At 71.4% G+C, this 21,852-nt stretch carries 20 protein-coding genes, 3 tRNA genes and 1 pseudogene; 13 read left to right on the top strand and 11 right to left on the bottom strand.

The genetic code is table 11. From position 1 onward, the window contains the following. Positions 1–59: 59 nt before the first annotated feature. Positions 60–1,742: a variant leucine-rich repeat-containing protein gene (locus IXW69_RS06625; RefSeq protein WP_194785572.1), complete on the top strand. Its 1,683-nt coding sequence runs from the start codon at positions 60–62 to the stop codon at positions 1,740–1,742. A gap of 190 nt (positions 1,743–1,932) precedes the next feature. Here the strand turns inward: IXW69_RS06625 and IXW69_RS06620 are convergent, their stop codons facing one another. Next, a complete protein-coding gene (locus tag IXW69_RS06620; RefSeq protein WP_194785571.1) occupies positions 1,933–3,210 on the bottom strand; it encodes a glycoside hydrolase family 3 protein in 1,278 nt (425 codons plus the stop codon). A 107-nt stretch (positions 3,211–3,317) separates the two neighbouring features. Next, entirely contained in the window at positions 3,318–3,707 is a 390-nt protein-coding gene (locus IXW69_RS06615) for a metallopeptidase family protein (protein ID WP_194785570.1), read from the bottom strand. A 138-nt stretch (positions 3,708–3,845) separates the two neighbouring features. Between IXW69_RS06615 and IXW69_RS06610 the strand changes: the two genes are divergently transcribed. The 3 genes from IXW69_RS06610 (at position 3,846) to IXW69_RS06600 (ending at position 4,168) form a co-directional block, all read left to right on the top strand. Next, positions 3,846–3,918, top strand: a tRNA-Glu gene (locus tag IXW69_RS06610). Between the two features lie 54 nt (positions 3,919–3,972). Next, a tRNA-Asp gene (locus IXW69_RS06605) sits at positions 3,973–4,046 on the top strand. 49 nt (positions 4,047–4,095) lie between these two features. After that, positions 4,096–4,168 (top strand) — tRNA-Phe (locus IXW69_RS06600). Positions 4,169–4,245: 77 nt separating this feature from the next. Here the strand turns inward: IXW69_RS06600 and IXW69_RS11610 are convergent. The 7 genes and pseudogenes from IXW69_RS11610 to IXW69_RS06570 form a co-directional block, all read right to left on the bottom strand. After that, positions 4,246–4,473 (bottom strand): hypothetical protein, encoded by a 228-nt coding sequence (locus IXW69_RS11610; RefSeq protein WP_228524968.1) that lies wholly within the window; start codon positions 4,471–4,473, stop codon positions 4,246–4,248. Between the two features lie 30 nt (positions 4,474–4,503). Next, positions 4,504–4,998: pseudogene (locus IXW69_RS12190) on the bottom strand (4Fe-4S dicluster domain-containing protein); the annotation flags it as partial. 287 nt (positions 4,999–5,285) lie between these two features. After that, entirely contained in the window at positions 5,286–5,948 is a 663-nt protein-coding gene (locus IXW69_RS06590) for a hypothetical protein (protein WP_194785568.1), read from the bottom strand. Next, positions 5,945–6,685 carry a TorD/DmsD family molecular chaperone gene (locus tag IXW69_RS06585; protein WP_194785567.1) on the bottom strand — a complete coding sequence of 247 codons (741 nt, stop codon included), beginning with the start codon at positions 6,683–6,685 and terminating at the stop codon, positions 5,945–5,947. The genes IXW69_RS06590 and IXW69_RS06585 overlap by 4 nt, the downstream gene beginning before the upstream one ends. A gap of 72 nt (positions 6,686–6,757) precedes the next feature. Next, a complete protein-coding gene (locus tag IXW69_RS06580; RefSeq protein ID WP_194785566.1) occupies positions 6,758–7,771 on the bottom strand; it encodes a dimethyl sulfoxide reductase anchor subunit family protein in 1,014 nt (337 codons plus the stop codon). Beyond that, a complete protein-coding gene (locus IXW69_RS06575) occupies positions 7,771–8,430 on the bottom strand; it encodes a DMSO/selenate family reductase complex B subunit (RefSeq protein WP_194785565.1) in 660 nt (219 codons plus the stop codon). Before IXW69_RS06575 ends, IXW69_RS06580 begins: the two co-directional genes overlap by 1 nt. 14 nt (positions 8,431–8,444) lie before the next feature. Further along, complete coding sequence (locus tag IXW69_RS06570) at positions 8,445–11,027, bottom strand: DMSO/selenate family reductase complex A subunit (RefSeq protein WP_194785564.1); 2,583 nt, start codon at positions 11,025–11,027, stop codon at positions 8,445–8,447. A 289-nt stretch (positions 11,028–11,316) separates the two neighbouring features. On the opposite strand from IXW69_RS06570, the gene IXW69_RS06565 reads away from it, so the two are divergent. From IXW69_RS06565 to IXW69_RS06535, 7 genes are all read left to right on the top strand, one after another. After that, complete coding sequence (locus tag IXW69_RS06565) at positions 11,317–12,027, top strand: TetR/AcrR family transcriptional regulator (RefSeq protein ID WP_194785563.1); 711 nt, start codon at positions 11,317–11,319, stop codon at positions 12,025–12,027. A gap of 71 nt (positions 12,028–12,098) precedes the next feature. Beyond that, positions 12,099–12,368 (top strand): DUF6457 domain-containing protein, encoded by a 270-nt coding sequence (locus IXW69_RS06560; RefSeq protein WP_323745213.1) that lies wholly within the window; start codon positions 12,099–12,101, stop codon positions 12,366–12,368. An 81-nt stretch (positions 12,369–12,449) separates the two neighbouring features. Continuing rightward, entirely contained in the window at positions 12,450–14,315 is a 1,866-nt protein-coding gene (locus IXW69_RS06555) for a mechanosensitive ion channel family protein (protein ID WP_228524967.1), read from the top strand. A 72-nt stretch (positions 14,316–14,387) separates the two neighbouring features. Continuing rightward, positions 14,388–14,837, top strand: coding sequence for a peptide-methionine (R)-S-oxide reductase MsrB (gene msrB, locus IXW69_RS06550; RefSeq protein ID WP_407646539.1), 450 nt, complete (start codon positions 14,388–14,390; stop codon positions 14,835–14,837). Position 14,838: 1 nt separating this feature from the next. Further along, complete coding sequence (locus tag IXW69_RS06545) at positions 14,839–15,849, top strand: endonuclease/exonuclease/phosphatase family protein (RefSeq protein ID WP_194785561.1); 1,011 nt, start codon at positions 14,839–14,841, stop codon at positions 15,847–15,849. A gap of 33 nt (positions 15,850–15,882) precedes the next feature. After that, positions 15,883–16,989 carry an AEC family transporter gene (locus IXW69_RS06540; RefSeq protein ID WP_194785560.1) on the top strand — a complete coding sequence of 369 codons (1,107 nt, stop codon included), beginning with the start codon at positions 15,883–15,885 and terminating at the stop codon, positions 16,987–16,989. A 61-nt stretch (positions 16,990–17,050) separates the two neighbouring features. Further along, positions 17,051–17,917, top strand: a complete 867-nt coding sequence (locus tag IXW69_RS06535) for an EamA family transporter (protein WP_194785559.1) — start codon at positions 17,051–17,053, stop codon at positions 17,915–17,917. Between the two features lie 87 nt (positions 17,918–18,004). Here IXW69_RS06535 and IXW69_RS06530 read toward each other — a convergent pair whose 3' ends face one another. Both IXW69_RS06530 and IXW69_RS06525 read right to left on the bottom strand, forming a co-directional pair. Further along, entirely contained in the window at positions 18,005–19,402 is a 1,398-nt protein-coding gene (locus IXW69_RS06530) for a GntP family permease (RefSeq protein ID WP_194785558.1), read from the bottom strand. Positions 19,403–19,432: 30 nt separating this feature from the next. Beyond that, positions 19,433–19,966: a gluconokinase gene (locus IXW69_RS06525; RefSeq protein ID WP_194785557.1), complete on the bottom strand. Its 534-nt coding sequence runs from the start codon at positions 19,964–19,966 to the stop codon at positions 19,433–19,435. Between the two features lie 143 nt (positions 19,967–20,109). Here IXW69_RS06525 and IXW69_RS06520 point away from each other — a divergent pair, with 143 nt between their 5' ends. Then, positions 20,110–20,823: a FadR/GntR family transcriptional regulator gene (locus IXW69_RS06520; protein WP_194785556.1), complete on the top strand. Its 714-nt coding sequence runs from the start codon at positions 20,110–20,112 to the stop codon at positions 20,821–20,823. Between the two features lie 127 nt (positions 20,824–20,950). After that, positions 20,951–21,736 (top strand): DUF4352 domain-containing protein, encoded by a 786-nt coding sequence (locus IXW69_RS06515; protein WP_194785555.1) that lies wholly within the window; start codon positions 20,951–20,953, stop codon positions 21,734–21,736. Positions 21,737–21,852 lie beyond the last annotated feature (116 nt).

Genomic DNA, 21,852 nt, shown 5'->3' with positions numbered 1-21,852 from the left:
AGGAAGGGCCCGTTCCCCGCGGTCCCGCACGACTCAACCCTCTCCCGGAAGGGCTCCGGATGGATCCCGTACAGCTCGAGGCGATGGCCCGCCAGGCGGACGCCGCCCTCGCCTCCCAGACGACCGACACTCAGCTCCAGGCGGCCATCGCCGCCAGCAGGCCGGACCTCCACGCCGCACTCGCCTCGAACCCGGCGACCTACCCGGACCTGCTCGCCTGGCTCGACAGCCTCCAGAACCCCGAGGTCGGGGCCGCGCTCGCCGCCCGTGACGCCCGGGCGGCGCAGGGCGCGCAGCCGGTCCAGCCCGCGCCGTCCCCGCAGCAGACGCAGCCCGGCCAGTACCAGCCCGCCCAGCCCCAGCAGCCCGTGCCGACGGCCGACTGGCAGACGCAGCAGCCCCAGCAGCCCTACGCCCCGTCCGGGCCGGCGGCGACCGGCCCCTCGGCGGCCACCGCCTGGGAGGCCGGTGCGGCCTCGCAGGCCTCCGCGGCCTCCGCCGCCTCGGCCCCGTACGCCGCCTCGGCGCCGGCCGCCTGGCAGCAGGACCCCTCCGCCTCCTCGGCCCCGTACGCCGCCTCGGCGCCGGCCGCGGGTGCCTGGGCCGGTGTCACCGGTGCTGCGGCCGGTGCCGGTGCCGGTGCCTCCGCACCCGTCGCAGCCTCCGCCGCGGGCGCCCCGCCCCTTCAGCCGCTCGAGCCGCGGTCCACGGGCAAGGGCGGTCACCACGGCCTCATCGCCGCCCTCCTCGTGCTCGTCCTCGTCCTCGTCGGCGGCGGCGCCTGGTGGATGGCCAAGGGTCGCGGCTCCGGCTCCGCCGACGCCGCCTCGACCGCCGCTGCCACGGACGCCGCGACCGCCGGCGCCTCCTCGGGTGCCTCCGCAGCGGCCTCCTCCGGCGCCTCGGCGAGCGCCGCCGCCTCCGGCCAGGTGACCGCCTGCGACAAGGACCCCGAGCTCAAGCCGACCTCCGTCTCCGGTGACGCCGTCAGCCTCTCCATCACCGTCAAGGTGACCGCCACCTGCTCCGGCGGGGACGTCCTCGCCGGCTCAGGCAGCTCCGTCGTCGTGTACGCCCCGTCCTCCACGGACGGCTCCGGGAAGAACGACGCCGTCGTCGCCCTCGGCAACCTCGACCTTTCCAAGGACCCGGTTATCGTCTCAGGGAACGGCACCGAGATGACCCTCAAGTTCAACCAGGGCCAGTACTTCCGCATGGCCGACGACCTCTCCGTCTCGCACCTCGACGTCAAGCCCAAGCTCGACCGCAAGAGCGGCCAGAAGGACGCCAAGGCGACCGACGCCCACGGCACCGTCACGGTGACCGCCACCGACGGCGACGCCAAGGCCGCCGAGGACGCCGCCGCCGCAGGCCTGACCTGGGAGGCCGCCAAGGACAAGTCGACGGCCATGAACGACCTCAACGGCAAGTGGGTCCCGCAGATCTCCTCGAAGAAGCCGGGGCTCGAGGCCGACGGCAAGACCTATGACAACCGCTCCACCCTCGAGGACTTCTTCAACTCGAAGTCCACGTACGGGGACGCCCTCCTCCTCAACTCCGACGAGTGGTCCGTCTTCGACGCGGGCGGCCACTGGTGGGTCACCGTCATCAACGACGGCAGCTCGGACGCGATCTTCGCGAACTCCTGGTGCGACTCCCGGGACATTCCGACGGACTCCTGCTTCGCGAAGTACCTCGACCCCAACGGCACCCCGAAGGGCTCCACGAAGCAGCGCGACTGACGGCGCTCTGGCACGCCGGCCCGTCGGCCGCAGCGGCCGGGTACGCGGAGGGCGCCGCACGGACTGCCGTGCGGCGCCCTCCGCGTCGTCCGGGTGGTGGGAGTGGCGGCGGCCCGTGGGCGGTGCCGGGAGCTGGCGCCCGCGCGCGAACGCGGGCTCGCAGCCGCGACGCACCGGGCGGCGCGACGACTCAGGCGAGCGTGGCCTTGAGGGCCAGGATCCGCTGGACGGAGGTGTCGACCTGGGCGGCGAAGGCCTCGTCCGCCCTCGCCTCCTCGAGGAGCGCCGCGACCATCTCGTCGGCGACGGACGCGTCGGCGGAGGCGAGGACGATGTCGCAGCCCGCCTTGACGGCGCTGACGGCGCGGTCACCGGGCGTCCACCCGCTCACCTGGACGGCGGCGGCGACGTCGTCGGTGATGACGACGCCCTGGAAGCCCAGGTCCCCGCGCAGGAGGTCGGTGATGACGACGGAGGAGAAGCAGGCCGGGGTGTCGGCGTCGATGAGGGAGTAGTCCGCGGAGGACGCCATGACGGCGCAGGTCCCTTGGGCGATGAGGTCCCGGAAGATCCCGACGGCGGCGTCGTCGCGGGCGGTGACCGTGTCCGTGACGCCCGAGGACGTGTCGGTGTTCTGCGTGACGCGACCGAGCCCGGGGAAGTGCTTGAAGGTCGGGATGACGCCGGAGGCCCCCATCCCTGCGGCGAAGGCGCCTGCGCAGGCCGTGACGGTGGCGGCGTCGTGCCCGTACTCCCGCTTCCACTGCCCGATGGGGGCGTTCGACGTCGGGACAGCGACGTCGACAAGGTCCGCGTCGGGGGCGAGGTTCATCGTGACGCCGGCGGAGGCGAGCTCGGCGCCCCAGGTCGTCGCGGAGGCCTTGAGCGCCTCGGCCCCCGAGGAGGCCTGGGACAGTGCGGTCGGCATCGTGGAGAAGCCGGCGCCGGAGAGGACCTGGACGTTGCCGCCCTCCTGGTCGGTGCTCACGAGCAGCCTGGAGCCGTGCGTCGACTCCTCGCTCACGAGGGCCTGGAGGGAGTCGACGAGCGTCCTGACCCCGGAGGCGCCGCGGCTGGAACGCCCCGAGAGGAAGACCCCGCCGACGTGGAGCTCGGTGACGTAGCGCGACGGAGCCGTCGTCGAGCCGGCGTCGACGCCGACCATCAGGAGCTGTCCGACCTTCTGCTCGAGAGTCCAGCCGTCCAGGGACACGCCGGCCGCGGTCCCGGCTGCCGACGCGGACGCCGCGGCGCTCGCCGAGGGCGAGGCGGACGGCGTCGCGCTCGCGCTGGGGGAGGGGCTCGCCGACGGCGTCGCGCTGCCGGTCGGCGACGGCGTGCCGGCGGCGGCGGCGCTGGCGGAGGACGCCGCGTCCGTGGAGCCGCAGCCGGCCAGGGCGGCGGCGGTGACGGCGCCCAGGAGGACGGAGCGACGGCGCAGGGGGCGACCGGGAAGGGGAGGGGTCATGCTCGCGACCCTACCGACGGGCCGCAGGGCGGCCAGGAGCCGGGCGCGTCTTGTCGCCCGTTCGTGACCCGGCTGGACGGACGGGGGCGGCGACGGCGGCTGCGTCCTCACTCCCAGCCGAGCTCGTGGAGCCGCTCGTCCGGGATGCCGAAGTGGTGGCCGACCTCGTGCAGGACCGTCACGGTGATCTCGTCGACGAGCTCCCCCCGGGTGCGGCACCAGCGCTCGAGCGGTCCCTTGAAGATGAGGATCCGGTCCGGCAGGACGAGGTTCCAGCCCTCGTCGCGCTCGGTGAGGGGGACGCCGTCGTAGAGCCCCAGGAGAGTGGGCAGCCCGTCCTCGTCGTGGTCGTCCGGCGTGAGCAGCTCGGCCTCGGGCTCCTCCTCGACGAGGACGACGACGTTGTCCATGCGCGAGGCGAGGTCCTCCGGGATGGCGTCGAGGGCGTCGTCGACGGCGGCCTCGAAGTCCTCGGGGCTCAGGTGCACGGGGCTCATGGGGGCAGCCTGCCACAGCGGCGTGATTCCAGGGCAAGGTCGCGGTGAGGAGGGTCACGCCCGGACGATTTGCGTCCGGCGAGAATCGCCCCTTAGTGTTCTACCCGGTTCGAGGCGCGACGACGCCAAGGGCAACAGGCCCCCATCGTCTAGCGGCCTAGGACCCCGCCCTTTCACGGCGGTAGCACGGGTTCGAATCCCGTTGGGGGTACGGACTCGTGCGAGTGGAAACGGCTCGTGTAGAGTCAGGCTTCGTGCCGAACGAGGCCTCGTGGCGCAGTTGGTTAGCGCGCCGCCCTGTCACGGCGGAGGTCGCGGGTTCAAGTCCCGTCGAGGTCGCGGAAGTGGTTCGGCCCGGTCAGCAATGACCGGGCCGAACCCATCCAAAGGCTCTGTAGCTCAGTTGGTAGAGCGTTCGACTGAAAATCGAAAGGTCACCGGATCGACGCCGGTCGGAGCCACCGCGAAAGCCCCTGGAACCCACAAGGTTCCAGGGGCTTCGTCCGTTGAGTCAGAGGCATGAGCCCGGTGCCTGAGGTCAGTCGAGGCCACGCGAGCGGCGTATCGCGGCGAGGACGTCGGGCGGGAGTCGTGACGCGGCCTCAGGAGGCACCTCCGTCGGGAAGGGGGATCGGGCTTGCGCTCGGCACAGGGGGCACAGTGCCTCGCCGTCGTCCGGGTAGGCGTCGAGGCAGCGCTCGCAGCGGCGCGTGGCGGCGGCTGCGAGGAGGACGGAGTCGGCTCGCCAGGCCTCGGCCAGCGTCATTCCTCCCGAGACCCGGAGCGCGTCAACCGGACAGGCGCTCAGGCACGACCGGCACGCCCGGCAGTCGGCGACTGCGTGGACCAGCCCTGCGCTGTGTGCCTCGCCCGTGACCATGGTGAGAGCGTGAGATGGACAGGCCCACGTGCACGCTCCGCACAGCGTGCACCCGGTGGCGACCAGGTGGGCTCCCGCGCCATCCAGAGAGGTCAGAGCGCCCCTCGGGGAGAGGTCCGGTTCAGGGGCGCGCCCTACTGAGACGAGGTGCCGCAACGCCTGGACGGTCCGTGTCTGCGCGTCCGCCCCGAGGTCCAGCGGGCCGGGGCGCACGGCGCCCACAAGGGCTCGACGTGCCAGCGGCGGATGGTCAGCTCGCAGCGTCTTGCCGTGACGCAGCCTCCTTCTCGGGGTCTCGGCGGTCCCGAGCAGCCCAGGCAGGAGGGCCCTCCACGCCTCCTCGGTTGAGCCCGCGTCGCCATGACGCGCGCACCGTGCCAGGAGGACCCGCTCAGCGCCTTCAGCAAGCATCTGAGGGGCGGCTGCGATGGCGTCGTCGTCGAGGCAGCCAGGCCATCGCACCAGCACGTCGGCCCGGGCAGGAGTCGCGGCCTCGGCGTCCCGGCACGCGAGTGTCACTGTGCCCGGGTGGTCCTGGGCTCGTATCCAGTGCAGCAGGCCAGCGACGTCGGCCAGCCCTGAGGCCGGCTTCGCAGAAGGCGGTGCCGGCACGGTCTTCTCGGCAGCAGGTCGGGGTAGGGGTGCCAGGGCATCGGGAGCCACGGCCCCAGCGGGTGCCCCGTCGGCCTCGCGCACGGTCAGGCTCCCGCTGACGGGCTGACGTCGGACGCGAGGCGCTCCGCCTGATCCCGGATCCCGAGGGTCAGTCCCGCGACCGCGCGGTAGGCCCTCGACCTAGCGCCCTCTCGCAGCGTGCTGGCGACAGCAGGGGCCAGGGGCAGAAGCATCGTCCGTACGACGGCGATGAAGGCTGCCGTGTCCGCCGGTGTGGCGGACGGGGCCGTTGCCCGGGTCGCCATCGAACCCGTACGGGCCATGACGACGGCGGCGTGGTCCCGGGGCAGGAGCGCCAGGTGCCCCGGCGTGCCAGGGGCGCCGAGCGCCTTCGGGGGCGGCGTCGGCGCGCCGGGCGCGAGCCGTGAGAGCAGTGGCCGTGTGTCTGAGCCTGGACCGATGAGGCGGTCCCAGTCATCCTGCTGGAGCCTCAGCGGTTCGTGGGCGGCCTCGGCGAGCTCGTTCGCGGCGGCCAGCGAGACCTCGTCGCGCAGGGGCCACCTGTCCGTCATGGCGCCGTCGTGGAGGTTCTCGGCGAGAAGCGGGCTCGGCGGGTTCGCGAGGAGCTGGGAGACGACGGCGCAGGCGGTGGCCAGTCGAACGGCCCGTCCCGCGAGGTCATCAGCAGGCGGAGCGGTGTAGGGGTCGAAAGAGTGTCCAGGAGTACCGGCGGGGGGCTGCCTCATGGCCGCACCTCCCCGTCGGTTCTGCCGGAGTCCTTGGACATGGCCCTGACGACGGTGTACGAGCCTTGGTCGTCGCGAGGCGCCTCTCCTGCGTCGAGCGCCGCGGCGAGGGTGAGGACGGCGGAGAGCGTGAGGTCCTCGAGCCCGCGTAGCCAGCGGGTGTCGGCCGCCGCCCTCGCCCGCTCGAGGATCGCCGGCGCCCACGCCAGCAGGTGAAGCTGGACGAACTCCTGTGCGACCGCGAGATAGGCGTCGGCGACCCCCTCATCGCCGCGGTCGAGAGCGTCGAGTGCGGCCGTACAGCATCGGGCCAGGAAGTCGAGCTCGAGGCCGAGATGGTCGTCGGGCTCTCGGTTGAGCTCAGGGGCGCGCAGTCCTGCGCGCGCGTAGTAGCCGCGGACCTCGAGCGTGGCGGCGTCGAAGACGAGCCCCTCCTCATTGCGGTGGACGGACTCGAAGGGAGGGACGACGGCTCGTGCCGTGATCCCGTAGACACGGTCCTGGTCGCGGCGGACCTCCTCGTCGGTCTCCCTGGCTCCTTGGGAGCCGATGAGCAGGTCCCAGCCCGCCACCCGGGCGAGTCGGGCCTCCGCGGTCTCCGGCTCGGCGTCGCTGAGAGGCCACTGGCCGGCGAGGCTCACCACCTGGGCGCGGGTGGTCTCGTCGGCGGGACGGAGCTGCAGCCGGGCGAGGACTGTGAGCGCGGCGGCGAGTCGGTCGAGCGTGTCGGGGTCCATGGGTCTCCTCGGGACGTGGAGCGCGGCTCCGGTGTGATCGCGCACCGGAGTCCCGTGGTCGGGTACGGGCCGTCAGCCACCCAGTCCGGTCTGCAGGGTGTTGAGCCCGACGTGGTAGAGGCCTTCGTAGTGGATGGCTCGTCCGAGCAGCTCGGTGGCGACAGCGAGGACGTAGGTGATGGCGATCGTCCACACCAGGCCGCGGCTGGGACGCACGGAGTCCTTGGCGCGCTGGTAGGCGACGAAGCGTACGAGCACGACGACGACGGCCAGGATGACGAGGCGCCACGTGAGCGCTGGACCGTCGGTGAGGGACGCCAGCACGTGGTCGCTCGCGGCGTCAGCGCCTCGGGCGAGGTGCAGGAGCTGGACCGGGTAGGTGACGAGCAGGACGACGCCGGCGACGGAGCTGATGACCGCGATGAGCTGGATGGAGCGAGCCATGAGGGTGCTCGTGGCCACGTCCATCGGTTCCTTGACCGTCAGGCGCAGGGCGTCGAGGAGCCTCGCCCAGGCGGAGTCCGCGCCCTCGGTGTCACGTACGGTCTGCCGCGTCCAGGTGAACAGGAGCGCGACGCCGACGGCCAAGGGGCCTGTCAGGAGCGTGGAGCCGAGGAAGAGCAGCCACGTGGCCGGGGTGTGCCAGGCGGGAATGGTCCGCACCGAGTAGTAGACGTTCGTCATGGCGATCAGGAGCCCGATGCCGGCGAGCGCGGTGAGCGTCGCGACGACCTGGCGGACCAGGCGGGTGGTCCACCTGAACCACTCCAGCGCCGTGTAGAGGAATCCGAGGGCGCCGTAGAGGACGCCGAAGAGGATCTCCCGGCTCAGCCAGCTCGACCCGACGTGCCGGAAGGTGTTGAGCGCGTGGAGGGGGTCGTTGAGGTGGAAGAAGGCCGCGAAGAAGCCGAGGACCAGGAGGGGGCCGACGGCGAAGAGGGCGGCGCGGGTGGTCCGGTCGACGGTCTCGGACGTGTCCTTGCGGAGCGCGCCGTAGACCTGGATGAGGCCGAGCGTGAGGAAGGCGCCCACGGACATCTGCGCGAGGACCGTGAACAGGATCATGGGGAGCTCTGCGGCGTTCATCAGATCTCCTGGGGGTTCGCGATGGCACCGGTTCCCTCGTCCCACTTCTGGGCGTCGCGGTGCGGGTGGATGACGAGGTGGGGCTTGGTGATCGAGGGGTCGGGCAGGGGGGCGATGCCGGCCGTCGTGCCGTCCGTGTCGCCGTGGGCCTTGCGCAGCTCGTCGATCGGTCCCCAGTCGAGGGCTCGCGATGGGCAGGCGGAGACGCAGGCGGGGTCCTGCCCCGTCTCGCGGTAGTCGTAGCAGAGGTCGCACTTGGACATGTGGCCGGTGCGGGTGTCGAGCTGCGGGGCGCCGTAGGGGCAGGCCCACTGGCAGTAGCGGCACCCGACGCACTTGGACTCGTCGACGTAGACCGTGCCGTCCTCGCGCTTGGACATGGCGGTGGTCGGGCAGACCTCCATGCACACCGGGTTCTCGCAGTGGTTGCAGGACACCGAGGTGTAGTAGGTGAAGACGTTGGGGCTGAAGGTGTTGCCGCTCGTCTGCCAAGATCCGCCCGAGTACTCGACGACGCGGCGCCAGGTGATGCCGACCGGAAGGCCGTGCTTGTCCTTACAGGCCACCTGGCATGCCTTACAACCAGTGCACAGGGACTGGTCGAAGAAGAAGCCGTAGTCGGCGCCGGCCCGTGTGAGGTTCTTGGTGCTGTCGCTCATGATCGCGGTCCTCCTCAGGCCTTGACGACCTGGACGGTGGTGGTGTGGACGGCATTGCCCTTGGCCAAGGGCGAGGGGTGCAGCGACGTGAGGGTGTTGACACTCCCGTTGATGTCGACAGGAAGGTCCTGGTTGGCTCCCTCGGGCGGTGCCACCTCGGAGGCAGGAACGGGCTTGTACCACGCACCCTGGGGTAGGTCGACGACACCGGGGACGATGCGCTCGGTGACGCGGGCCTCCATCCGGATCGTCCCGCGGTCGTTGTAGGCGAAGACGAGGTCGCCGTCCTTGATGCCACGCGGCTCCGCGTCGAGCGGATTGATGGCGATGTACTGGTGGTGCGCCTCCTTCATCCAGTCGACGTTGCCGTAGGTGGAGTGGGTACGCTGCCGGTAGTGGTGCCCGATGATTTGGAGCGGGTACTTGTCCGACCTCCGTGCCTCGAGGGCGCCCTCCCAGGTCTCGGTGTACTCGGGGAGCGGAGTGAGGACGTCACCGGCGAGAGCGGGACGGAACTCATCCCAGGTCCACTTCTCCGCCATGGCGGCCAGGCGCTCGGAGTAGATCTCGATCTTGCCTGAAGGCGTTGGAATCGGGTTGGCGTCAGGATCCTTGCGGAAGTCCTGGAGCGGGATAACGCTTCCGGCGTTGCGGCGGTACATCCCGATCTTCTTCCACTCGTCGTAGGTGGGGAGCTCCGGGTCCTCCTCGCGCGAGGCGTCGACCGCCGCCCGCAGCCAGCCCTCGCGGTCCTTGCCGTCGTAGTAGGCGTCGTCGACGCCGAGCTTCTTGGCCAGCTCGCCGCAGATGTCGAAGATCGACTTGCACTCGTAGAGCGGGTCGATGGCCTGGGAGGACATGATCCCGTAGGCCATGGGGCCGGCGTTCTCGCCGGGGTGGAGGTCGAACTCCTCGGCCGCCGACGTACCCGGCAGCACGTAGTCCGCATAGCGTGCGGAGACCGTCATCTGTATGTCGCAGACGACGATGAGCTCGCACTTCGTGTCGTCCTGGAGGATCTCGACCGACTTGTTGTTCTGGCCGGTCTGGTTGACGATCGAGTTGCCCGAGTACTGCCACACCATCTTGATGGGGGCGGTCAGCTGGGTGTTGGTCGGTTTGCCGTCGTCGTCAACGGGCACCTTGGCAGCGCGCACACCGACGTCGGGCTTCTCGCAGACGCCGGCGTTGAAGGTGGTCATCTTCTCGCCGTGGTCGATGGCGTCGAGCCATGAGAACACCGAGATGATGTGCGGCTGCTCGTTCTTCGTTCCGGTGTTGAAGGGGGACGCGATGCCGAGTGCGGGTGCGCCCTCGCGGCCGCCCGTGCCACCTCCGGAGACGCCGACGTTGCCCGTGACGCAGGCGAGCAGGAAGATCGCCCGCGCCTCGTTCTCGCCGTTGGCGTGGCGCTGGGGCCCCCATCCCTGGTTGATGGCGCAGGGCTTGGCGCCGGCGATCTCGCGGGCGAGGCGGCGGATCTGGTCGGCGGGGACGCCCGTGATGTCGGCCGCCCACTCGGGCGTCTTCTCGACGCCGTCGGTCCCCTTGCCCTCGACGTAGGAGCGGTAGGAGGCGTTGGCGGGGGCGCCGTCGGGCATGTGCTGCTCATCGAAGCCGACGCAGTACTTGTCGAGGAAGTCCTGGTCGTGGAGGTCCTCCTCCAGCATGACGTGGATCATCGCCGCGATGAGAGCGGCGTCAGTGCCAGGGCGCACGGCGACCCACTCGTCGGCGAGGAGCGCAGCGGTCTCCGAGTAGCGGGGATCGACGACGATTGTGCGGACGCCCGACTTCTTCCTGGTCTGCTGGCTGATGAAGGTCTGACCGCCACCCGACATGCGTGTCTCGAGCGGGTTGTTGCCGAAGAAGACCTGGAGCTTGGCGTTCTTGGCGTCGTCGAGAGAGTTGGAGGCGGTCCACTCGCCGTAGAAGTACGGATAGGCGGCCGTGATCTCCGTCGACGAGTAGTCCGAGTAGTGGTCGAGGTAGCCGCCCCAGCAGTTCATCATCCGGGCGAAGGCCGACTCGTCCGGGGGCCACGAGCAGGCCATGGTCGAGCCGAGCGTGCCGGTCCCGTAGTTGATGTAGAAGGCCTCGTTGCCGTAGCGCTTCTTGATGTCCTTCATCTTGGTGGCGATGTCGCTGAGGGCCACGTCCCAGGAGATCTCCTCCCACTCTCCGTCACCGCGCTTGGTGCCCTTCTTGCGGCGCAGAGGGTGCTTGAGACGGTCAGGGTTGTAGATGCGGTGGCGGATCGACCGCCCGCGCACGCAGGCGCGAACGCGCTGTGAGCCGAGCTCGTCGTCCCCGGTGTTGTCAGGAAGGACGCGGACGACCGTGCCGTCCTTGACCTGGAGGCGGAGAGGGCAGCGTGAACCGCAGTTGACCGTGCACGCGGACCACGCGACGGAGTCGGCGTCCTTCATGCCCTCGACCTGGGCGGCGCTGGCGGGCGCCCCGGTCCCGGGCATGCCGAGGTCGGTCGTGGCGACGAGGCCGGCGGCGCCGGCGGCCACGCCGGACCAGGTCAGGAAGGAGCGGCGGCTCGGCCTCGGGCGAGTCGTCTGGGTGTTCGAGGCTGCCGACGTTGGCATGCTGGACTCCTCACGAAACGGGGAACCTTGGGTGCCTCAGTTCTATCGAACGAGTGTCGTTCAGTGTGTGGGACGGTCGTCCCAGGCAGCGTCATGGTGCGGAAAGGTCGGGTGGGAGGGAGGCTGGAGCGCCGCTCCTCGAGGCTTCGGTCCGTGGTCATCGACCGGACTTGGCGCACGGCCGCGTCACGGAAATCTTCCAGTGCGGGCGGCTGGCACTCGGTACGACAAGAGGTCGCGGTGACAGCAGGTGCCCGGGCATGATGGGACCCGAGCGAGAGGAGCCGGCGTGCGCAGCACCGAGACCGACCCCCGATACCTCCGGACCAGGCAGGCGCTGCTCGACGCCCTCCTTCGACTGACCGCTCAACGGCCTGCGCAGAGCGTCACTGTCTCCGAGCTCACCGCGCTGGCGGGCGTCTCGCGCTCGAGCTTCTACGCTCATGCCGCCTCGCCGGCGGACCTCCTCGCCGACCACCTGAGCGCACGACTCGGCCCGCATCTTGACCTGCTCGGGAGCGTCCTGACCGACTCTCCCGAGCACTTCCAGGAACGGACCCGTGAGGTCTACGTCGACCTGCTGCGTGAGGTGTCCGAGAGCAAGGAGGTCTTCGTCCACGTCTTCGCGGAAACCGGTTCCGGAACCGTCCTGGCACGTCTGCGCACGCGTTTTCGGGTCGCCTCGGAGGCGTTCGTCAGCGATCTGCTCACCCACCTGGACGAGCCTCCGGGAGAGCTCTGGACACGCATGGCTGTCGCTCAGCACTCAGAGAGTCTCATCATCATGATCGACTCGTGGCTCTCCAGCGGCGCCGAGAAGCAGCCCGAGGACGTCGTCGACACCTATCTCTCCCTCGCGCCTCCGTGGCAGCTCGTCCGGCTTGACCCCGCGGGTCGGGCCACGATCGGGCGGCACCGTTCTCTCGTGAGAGGACGGCGACGCCCCTGCGCCGGTGAGGTCAGCTCATTCCCCGCGCCAGGTGAGGAGCCGCGGGGATGATCGCGTGCCCACGCCGATGAGGCGGTATCGTGACCGCCCTCACCGCGAGTCCCCAGACAGGAGAAGAGAACGTGCCTCACGCCGCTGCTGATGAGACGGACAAGATGGAGCGGATGGATCTCTGGCTCGACGCCGTCTGTGACCAGTTCGGCGTCGACCCCAGCGTCGTGACCAGCGACCGCGACGCCCTCCTCGACCTCATCTCGACCGTCGCCCACGGTCCGAGCCGGCCCGGAGCGCCCATGACCGCCTTTGTCGTCGGCTACGTCGCCGCGAGCACCGGCCGTCCCGTGGCCGACCTCACCGCCGAGGTTTCTCACCTCGCCGAGACCTGGGCCTGAGTCGCATCCCGCGGCCTTCTCGACCCGCGGACACAGGGGGCGCCCAGCCCTCGTCCAGGAGCCTGCCCTAGCCTGGGACCCATGTCCTTCGCCTCGTTGCCTCTCACCGCCCTCGCCCAGGCCCTGACGACGAGAGTGACGACGAGCAGGACGGCAGCAGGACTGCTCGCCGCCGACGGCGCGACCCCCACCCCGAGCGACTCCTCCACGAGCGACGTGCAGCAGACCGTCGACCAGGTCGCCGCGACCACGGTCGACGTCCTCTCCGTCGCCTGGAAGACAGGCACGGGCGTTCTCATCGGCGTCGTCCTCGCCTTCGTCATCGTGGTCGTTCTGCGCGGCATGGGGCGCCGTCGCGCCCTCTACACGGAGATCACCCGCTACTGCAGGACCGCCCTCTACGTCCTGTCCGGGCTCACCGGCGGCTACCTCGCCGCGCAGATCGCGGTCGCCGACATCGAGACCCCCACGTGGGCGACTGTCGGCCTCCACGCGGCGCTCGTCGCGATCATCCTGGCGCTCACCTGGCTCGCCGTCGGCCTCCTCAAGGCCGTCGAGGCCTCCGTCGTCGGCGCCGTCCGTGCGGCAGGGGACCAGGGGCGCGCCAACCGCGTCACCACGCAGATGCAGATCCTGCGCCGCGTGGCCTCGGCGATCGTCGTCATCTGCGGCGTCGTCGGCGTCATCGCGACCTTCCCCGCGGCCCGCTTCGCCATGGGATCGCTCTTCGCCTCCGCCGGCGTCGTCTCCGTCATCGCCGGTCTCGCCGCCCAGTCGACCCTCGGTAACGTCTTCGCCGGGATCCAGCTCGCCACGACCGACGCGATCCGCGTCGACGACGTCGTCGAGGCGAACGACCTCTACGGCAACATCGAGGAGATCACCCTCACCTACGTCGTCGTCAAGGTGTGGGACGAGCGCCGGCTCATCCTCCCGTCCACCTACTTCACGCAGAACCCCTTCACGAACTGGTCGCGCCGCACGCACCAGATGATCGGCGTCGTCAAGCTCCAGTGCGACTGGCGCGTGCCGATCGCCATGATGCGCGCCGAGCTCGCCCGCGTCGTCGCCGCCTCCTCCGTGTGGGACGGTCGCGTCGCCGGACTCGTCATCACCGAGACGAGCTCGCAGGACGTCACCGTGCGCATCACGGTCTCCGCCTCCAACGCCGACGACCTGTGGGCCCTCCAGTGCCACGTGCGCGAGTCCCTCATCACCTGGCTGCAGAAGTCGGCCCCCTACGCGCTCCCGCGCACGCGCGTCGAGGTCGAGCACGTCGACGTCTCCCACGACCCGACGGACGAGGAGGTCGCCCGCCTCGCCGAGGAGCTCGTCGCCCTCCAGCACCCGACGAACGACCCGGCGACCACCGCCCTCACCGTCTCGGCGTCCTCGACGGCGGACGACCCGATCGGGGCCGCCCGCCTGCGCGCCGCCACCAAGGGGCGTTCCGGCCTGCGCCGCTCGCACCGCGAGAAGGTCCGGCGTCGCGCCATCCTTCCGCCCGACGTCGAGGGCGCCCGCTCCAGGGAGGCGACTGACGACGAGGTCGCCAACGGCTCCGCGGGCCGGCGGCACGGCCGAGGTGAGTCCGGCGGGCCCGAGAAGGGACGCGCCCGTCGGCGGCCGCGCCGTGGCTCCGGACGTCGTGAGCACGTGGCGCCGCAGCGTGGGAGCCAGGCGGAGACCCAGGTCATCAGCGCCGCCGAGCGCAGCGCCTACCTCGGTGAGGAGGACGCCGTCGCCGATCCGGGCTCCCGGGGCGTGCAGGGCTCCCGCCGGCCCCAGGGCCCTGCGGGCGGGAGCCCCCAGGCTCATGACGCCGACACCGCGGAGCAGCAGGCGATCCGACCCGCCGAGCGGTCGACCACCGACGCCGCCGCGCCCGAGGACCCGCACGCGGACTCCACCGAGCGCCGCAACGCCGGGCCGGCCGACCTCGGCTGACCGCCGACGCGCCAGTTCCCGCTGCGTGAACTCCCCTCGCCAGGGGGGGCCACGCACGCCACGATGGGTGACGTGACCGACCAGAGCCCCAGCACCCCCAGCCTCGACCCCGCCGCCATCGCCCGCAAGGACAGCGAGTGGCGCCAGGTCCTCAGCCCCCTCGAGTACCACGTGCTGCGCGAGGCCGGCACCGAGCGCCCCGGCACCGGCGCCCTCCTCGACGAGCACCGCGAGGGCGTCTACCGCTGCCGCGGCTGCGGCGCCGAGCTCTTCCGCTCGACCACCAAGTTCGAGTCCCACTGCGGCTGGCCGTCCTTCTACGACCCCAAGGACTCCGACGCCGTCACCCTCTCCACGGACACCTCGCACGGGATGGTCCGCACCGAGGTCCGCTGCGCCACCTGCGGCGGGCACCTCGGCCACGTCTTCGAGGACGCCCCGCAGACCCCCACTGGTCAGCGCTACTGCATGAACTCGGTCAGCCTCACCTTCGACCCCGAGGCCGACGAGGAGGAGGCCTGACGTGATCCGCCTCCTCAGCCTCAACCTTCAGCACGGCGCCCCCGGCGCCGGCGCCGAGGGCACTCCCCTCGCATCCGCCGACATCACCGACCCCGTCACCGCCCGGGAGGTCCTTGAGGCCCTCGCCGAGCAGATCCGTGAGATCGGCCCGGATGTCATCACGCTCCAGGAGGTCGACCTCGGGCAGCGCCGCTCCGGCCGCCTCGACCAGGCCGCCGAGCTCGCCCGCCTCCTCGGCTGGAACGAGCACCGCTTCGCTGCCACCTACGCCGGCTCCGTCACCGGCCTGCGCCGACGCCCCCTGAGGTCCCGGCTCACCGCACCCGCCGACGACGTCCTCGGCCCGGTCCGTGCTCTCCTCGGGCAGCCGCCCGCCGGCTTCGGCAACGCGCTCCTCACGCGCCTGCCCGTCACCGCCTGGCGGGTTCAGCGCCTCGGCCGGGGCCCCGCACTGGTCACCCGGCGCGGCGAGAACGCCTGGGACCCGCGCAGCTACCGGGTCGCCACCTCCACCATGCGCAACCTGATCAGCGCTGAGGTCATGGTCCCCGGCGACCCCACCGTCTCCGCCGGCCGCCACGCGGCCGGACCCGCCGTCACCCCGATCGACGGCTTCACCGTCGCGGCCACTCACCTCGCCACCCGCGTCGACACCGCGGGGGAGCAGCTCGCCGCCGCCTGGGGTACGCTCGCCTCCCTGCCCGGCCCGCACGTCCTGGCCGGCGACCTCAACCTGCGCACCCACCAGGTCGCCGCCCGCGGCGTCGCCCGCGAGGTCGGCACCGGGGACACCTATCCCGCGCGCAAGCCCGACCACCGCATCGACCACGTCCTCACCGACCCGTGGCCGGTCGACGCCGACGGACGCCCCCTGGCCGAGGCCGACGCCGCAGCCTCCCCGCGCTGGGCGGGGGAGGGACGCCCGCTCCTGCGCGCCGTCGACTCGGGCACCCGCACCCTCGTCGTCTCCGACCACGCAGGGACCTGGGTCGACCTCGACGCCGTAGTCTGAGCCGGCAGGAGCACGCTCGAGGAGGAGGACCGAGTGGGCGGAGTCATCAGCGGGCTCGTCGTCTTCGCGGTCGTCATCGCCGTCGGCTGGCTCCTCGTGCGCACCGGAGGCGTCCCCGCAGGCTCTGACACCGTGCTCACCCGCGTCTGCTTCTACGCCGCGACGCCGGCTCTCCTCGTCACCACCGTCGGGAAGGCGGACCTTGCGACCGTCGCCTCACCGGAGACGGTGGCCGGTCTCGCCGCCGAGACCCTCGGCGTCCTCACCGCCTGGTGCGTCCACCGCTACGTGCTGCGCCGCGACGTCGCCGAGTCCGTCATCGGGGCGCTCGCGGGCGGCTACGTCAACGCCGCCAACCTCGGCATCCCCGTCCTCATCCTCCTGCTCGGCGACGCGACGGCGATCGCACCGATCGTGCTGCTCCAGATGCTCGTGCTCGCCCCCGTGGCCTTCGCGATCCTCGACAGGGTCACCTACCAGGGGCCCTCCTCGCGCCTCGCGACCCTCACCGCTCCGCTGCGCAACCCGCTGCTCATCGGCGTCGCCGTCGGCCTCGTCGTCAACGCGCTCGGCATCGACCTCACCACGCCCCTGGGCGGGCTCATCGCGCGGAGCCTCGACGAGCTCGGCGCCCTGGCCGTGACGGTCATGATGCTGTCGCTCGGGATGAGCCTCGCGGCCTCGTCGCCCAAGGTGACGCGGCGGCTGACGATCACTGAGCCGTGCCGACTCCCCTCGGCGCCCCGTGAGCGGCCACGTGGGGCTGGCGCAGCGGGCGCCGGGCGCGCCGCCGCCTCCGATGACCTCGAGGCCGACGGCGCCCCATCGGCGCTGCCCGTCGACGTCACCGCCGAGGGAGCCCTTGAGGACCGCTCCGAGCGCGGGGCGGTCCTGTGGGTGTCGGTCGCCTGGAAGCTCGTCGTCGTGCCGCTCATGGCCCTCGGGATCGGCGCGGCCCTCGACCTGCGCGGCGGTGACCTCCTCGTCCCCGTGACGACGGCCTCCCTGCCCTGCGCCCAGAACGTCTTCATGTACGCGACCCGCTACGGCGCCGCCAAGCCGCTGGCCCGCGACTGCGTCCTCATCACGACCGCCGGCTTCGTGCCCGTCGTCCTCCTCGCGAGCGCGCTCCTGCACTGACACGGCGCAGCGCGCCACGGCGGTCTACACGCGGGACACCGACGTCTGAGAGGGTGCGGGCATGCCCCCGGTCCGCCCCGCTGCCCGTTCCGGTGCCGTCCCCGCGCCGCTCATCTTCATGAGCTCGGCCCTGTCCCAGTACGTCGGCGCCGGGCTGGCCGTCTCCCTCTTCGCCCTCATGCCGTCGATGACGGTGGCGTGGTGGCGCGTCCTGGTCGGCGGGCTCGTCCTCCTGACCTGGCGGCGGCCCTGGCGCCACCCGTGGAGCCGTTCGGTCCTCGTCTCCGCGGCCGTCTTCGGTGTCGCGACGGCGACGATGAACGTCATCTTCTACGGGGCGATCGCCCGGCTCCCGCTGGGAACCTCGGTGTCGCTCGAGTTCCTCGGTCCGGTCGTCGTGGCCCTCGTGACCGGGCGCGGCTGGCGGCCCCGCGTCGCGGCGGGGCTGGCGCTCGCCGGCGTCATCTCCATCTCGGGCCTGGGCGTCGACGTCGGGGACCCGGTCCAGCGGGCCGGCCTGCTCCTGGCGCTGGGCGCAGGTGCGGCGTGGGCCTGCTACATCCTACTGGGGCGCCGGGTCGCCTCGGCCGGCTCCGGGTTGGACTCGCTCGCGGTGGGTATGGCCTGCGGAGCCCTCGCGTACGCGCCGCTCGGGATCCCGACGGCGGCTGCTGCGCTGACGTCGGGGGCGGCCCTCGCGATGGTGGCCGGCGTCGGCATCCTCTCGACCGCGGTGCCCTACGGCCTGGAGCAGGTCGCCCTCGAGCGCCTCAGCGCGGACGCCTTCGCGCTCCTGTCCTCCCTGCTGCCGGCGACGTCCCTGCTCATCGGCGTCGTCATGCTCCACCAGCTGCCCAACGCCGGCGAGCTCGCCGGACTCGTCCTCATCTCCGCGGCCGTCGCTCTCGCGAGCCTGCGCGGCCGCTGAGAGAGCGCCGGGAGCACGACCCCGGACACGCGACGGCGCCCGGCCGGGAAGAACCCGGCCGGGGGCCCGGGTGCTGCGCCGTCGGAGTCAGAGCACCCCGAGGACGAGGGCGATGAGGCAGATGACGACCATGGCGGTCACCGACAGGATGGTCTCCATGAGGGACCAGGTCTTGAAGGTCTCGCCGACCGTCATGCCGAAGTACTCCTTGACGAGCCAGAAGCCGGCGTCGTTGACGTGCGAGAGGAAGACCGAGCCGGCGCCGATCGCGAGGACGAGGAGCGCGGCCTCCGTCGTCGGCATGTGAGCGGCGAGCGGGGCCATGATCCCCGCGGCCGTGATGGTCGCGACCGTGGCGGAGCCGGTGGCCAGGCGGACGGCGACGGCGACGAGCCACCCGGCGATGAGGGCGGGCACGGCGGCGTGCTGGATCCAGGTGGCGATGATGGTCGCGATGCCGGAGTCGACGAGCGTCTGCTTGAAGCCGCCGCCGGCCCCCACGATGAGCAGGATCCCGGCGATCGGCCCGAGGGCGGCGCCGACGCGCGACGAGACCTCGGACCGGGACAGGCCCAGGTTGGAGCCGAAGACGACCATCGAGACGAGGACGGTCAGCAGGAGCGCGACGATCGGCTGGCCGAGGAAGAGCGCGACGTGGGCGACCGGGCTGCTCGAGCTCTCACCGACCGAGGTCTCCACGACCGTGCGCAGCAGCATGAGGACGACCGGCAGGACCACGACGGACAGGGCCGCGCCGAAGGACGGCCGCGGGCCGTCGTGAGTCTCGTCGGAGCCCCCGAGGGGCTCGGGGGCCTCGATGGGGACCCAGCGGGCCATGTACCGGGCGGCGACGGGGCCCGCGACGACGACGGTCGGGACGGCGACGAGCAGGCCGAGACCGAGCGTGACACCGAGGTCGGCGCCGAGGGCGTCGATCGCGATGAGCGGTCCGGGGTGCGGCGGCACGAGCCCGTGGAGGGCGGACAGGCCGGCGAGCGCGGGGATGCCGAGGCGGATGAGGGGCTGACGGGCGCGGCGGGCCACGATCATGACGACCGGGATGAGCAGCACGATGCCGACCTCGAAGAACAGCGGGATGCCGACGACGAAGGCGATGAGGGCCATCGCCCACGGCAGGCGCCGCTCGGTGGTGTGCGCGAGGACGGTGTCGACGATCTGGTCGGCGCCGCCGGAGTCGATGAGGAGGCGTCCGATGATCGCGCCGAGCGCGATGAGGGTGCCGACGCTTCCGATCGTGGAGCCGAGGCCGTTCGTGAACGACGTGAAGGTGTCGGTCAGCGGTATGCCGGCGACGAGGGCGAGCACGGCGGAGCCGAGGGTGAGCGCGAGGAAGGGGTGGGTCTTCCTCCACACGATGAGCATGATGATCGTCGCGATGCCGAGCACGGCGGCGGCGAGGAGCTGCGCGTGGTTGGAGGAGTGGGTGACCGCGTCGGAGGACGCGAGGGGCAGGAGCAACGTCATTGTCTTCTCCGGGTGGGGCAGGGGCTGTGCTCAGGATCGGGACGGCTCGAGGCCGATGGCCTCGAGGATCGCGGCGAGCGTCTCCTCGGGGGTGGGGCGCGACGTGATGGTGACGCCGTCCTCGTCGGGCTCGAGGGGCTCGAGGGTGGAGAGCTGGGAGGGCAGGAGCGTCGTCGGCATGAAGTGCCCGGCGCGGTGGGCCATGCGGTCCTCAAGGGCGGCCTGCTCGGCGACGAGGTGGACGAAGACGACGCGACCCGTCGCCTCCGCGAGCAGGTCGCGGTAGGAGCGCTTGAGCGCGGAGCAGGTGACGATGGTGCGCTCGCCCGCGTCGGCGCGCTCGGACATCCAGTCGCGCAGGGAGCGCAGCCAGGGCCAGCGGTCCTCGTCCGTGAGCGGGGTGCCGGCGCTCATCTTCTCGATGTTGGCCTGGGGGTGGAAGTCGTCCGCCTCGGCGACGGGCCAGCCGAGGACGTCGTGGAGGCGCTCGGCCGCGGTGGTCTTGCCGCAGCCGGCCACGCCCATGAGGACGAGGTGCTCGGCGGGGGGAAGGGATGCGCTCATGGTCGGCGGCTCCTCGAGTGACGACGTTGTCGAATTGGTATGACCATAACACCGGAGACGTGCGATGTAACGGGGCCGCTCTAACGGCGGCCGCGGCTACGATCGAACTGATCCCGTCCCCATACCCGTCCCGGAGCACAGCGATGCCAGCCACCGACCGCAGCGCCGAGGTCCTGGACGCCCTCGGTCGCGCCGTCGTCGGCGGGACGCTCCCCGAGGGCGCCGCCGTCACGCTCGAGGCCATCCAGACCGAGCACGGCGTCTCACGGTCCGTCGCCCGCGACTGCGTCAAGACCCTCGAGTCCCTCGGACTCGTCGTCTCCCGCCGACGCGTCGGCGTCGTCGTCCGCCCCCGCGGCCAGTGGCAGGCCCTCGCCCCGCAGGTCATCCGCTGGCAGCTCGAGGTCGACCCTCGTGGCCCCAAGCTCGGCGCCCTGACCGAGCTGCGCGCCGCCGTCGAGCCAGTCGCCGCCGCCTCCGCGGCCCGGCGCGCCACCGAGGAGCAGCGCTCGCGGCTCCTCGCCCTCGCGGACGCGATCCGCGAGCAGGGCTCGCGCGGCGGCGTCTCGACCTACCTCGAGGCGGACGTCGAGTTCCACCACCTCATCCTGAGCGCCTCGCAGAACGACGCCTTCGCCGCCCTCGCCGGCGTCATGACCGAGGTCCTGGCCGGACGCGCCCGCCTCGGCGGCGACATCGACATCCCCAAGGCCGAGGCCCTCGAGCTCCACGAGCGCGTCGCCCACGCCATCGCGGAGGGCGACGCCGACGGTGCCGAGGGGGCCATGCGCGCGCTCGTCGCCGAGGTGCGCCGCCTGCTCCTCGACCGGGGCCTGCGCGGCTACGCCCGGTGCTGAACTCCTTACGATTTAGTAACAGCGGAGCCTCGCACTGCCAGGTCCATATTTAGGGGCTACATTTCCTAGGCATTCTCGGTGCAACCCACACCGATCCCGACTCTTGTCACGCTTGGAGAACCCAGCAATGTCGCAGACTCCGCCGAACGCCAACCCGAATTGGCAGGCCGGTCCAACTGGAGCCCAGGGAAACGTCCCGCCCCAGCAGCAGTACCAGCAGTACCCGTACCCGCAGCAGGGTGTGCCATACGGTGCGCCTCAGCCGAAGCCCAAGAAGCCCATCTGGAAGCGGTGGTGGTTCATCCTCATCGCCGTGATCATCGTGCTCGGCGTGATCGGCTCAATCGGTGGTGGCGGCTCGAGCTCAAGCGACTCGTCCTCGAACAACGACTCGTCGGGAACGGTGGAGTCGAAGGCTGCCGACTCGGCCGGCGCATCCAGCGAGTCGACGGAGGCTGCGGCCGCTGCCACGACCGAGTCCGGCACGACCTCTAAGGATGAGCCGCAGTCGACCGCGTCGTTCGACGGGCAGGAGGATGGCGATATCGCGATGAAGGCGGGTGAGTCCGTCACGGTCAAGGGAGTCACGATCTCGGCGACTCCGCTCGTCGCCGGTGATGCGACTCTCGGTGCCACCGCATGCTCGACTGTGACGCTCAAGAACGACTCTGGGGACTCGATTAGCTTCAACCTCTTCGACTGGTCCCTTCAGCAGCCGTCCGGCACGATCACGGATACGGGCCTCACTGGTAGCGAGAACATGCTTTCCTCGGGAGACATCATTAACGGTGGCTCCACGACTGGTGATGTCTGCTTCGACGCCGACCTCAGCAACCCGGGGCAGTACGTGCTCCTCTACAAGAACGTCGGTGCTTGGTCCAACGACCGAGTCGCATGGGTCAACGACCTGTGATCGAATCGCTTGAGCGATGAGGAGGGGCGGCTGCGAGCCGCCCCTCCTCGCGTTCTTGCTGGTTTAGACGCTCCTCACACAACCGCGCGCGGCGCGCGAGGACTTCCTCATGGCGG

The organism is Actinomyces haliotis (genome assembly GCF_015355765.1).
Taxonomy (GTDB): Bacteria; Actinomycetota; Actinomycetes; order Actinomycetales; family Actinomycetaceae; genus Actinomyces; species Actinomyces haliotis.
Note: the sequence above shows the minus strand (reverse complement) of the source record. Positions and strands in the feature narration are given on the sequence as shown.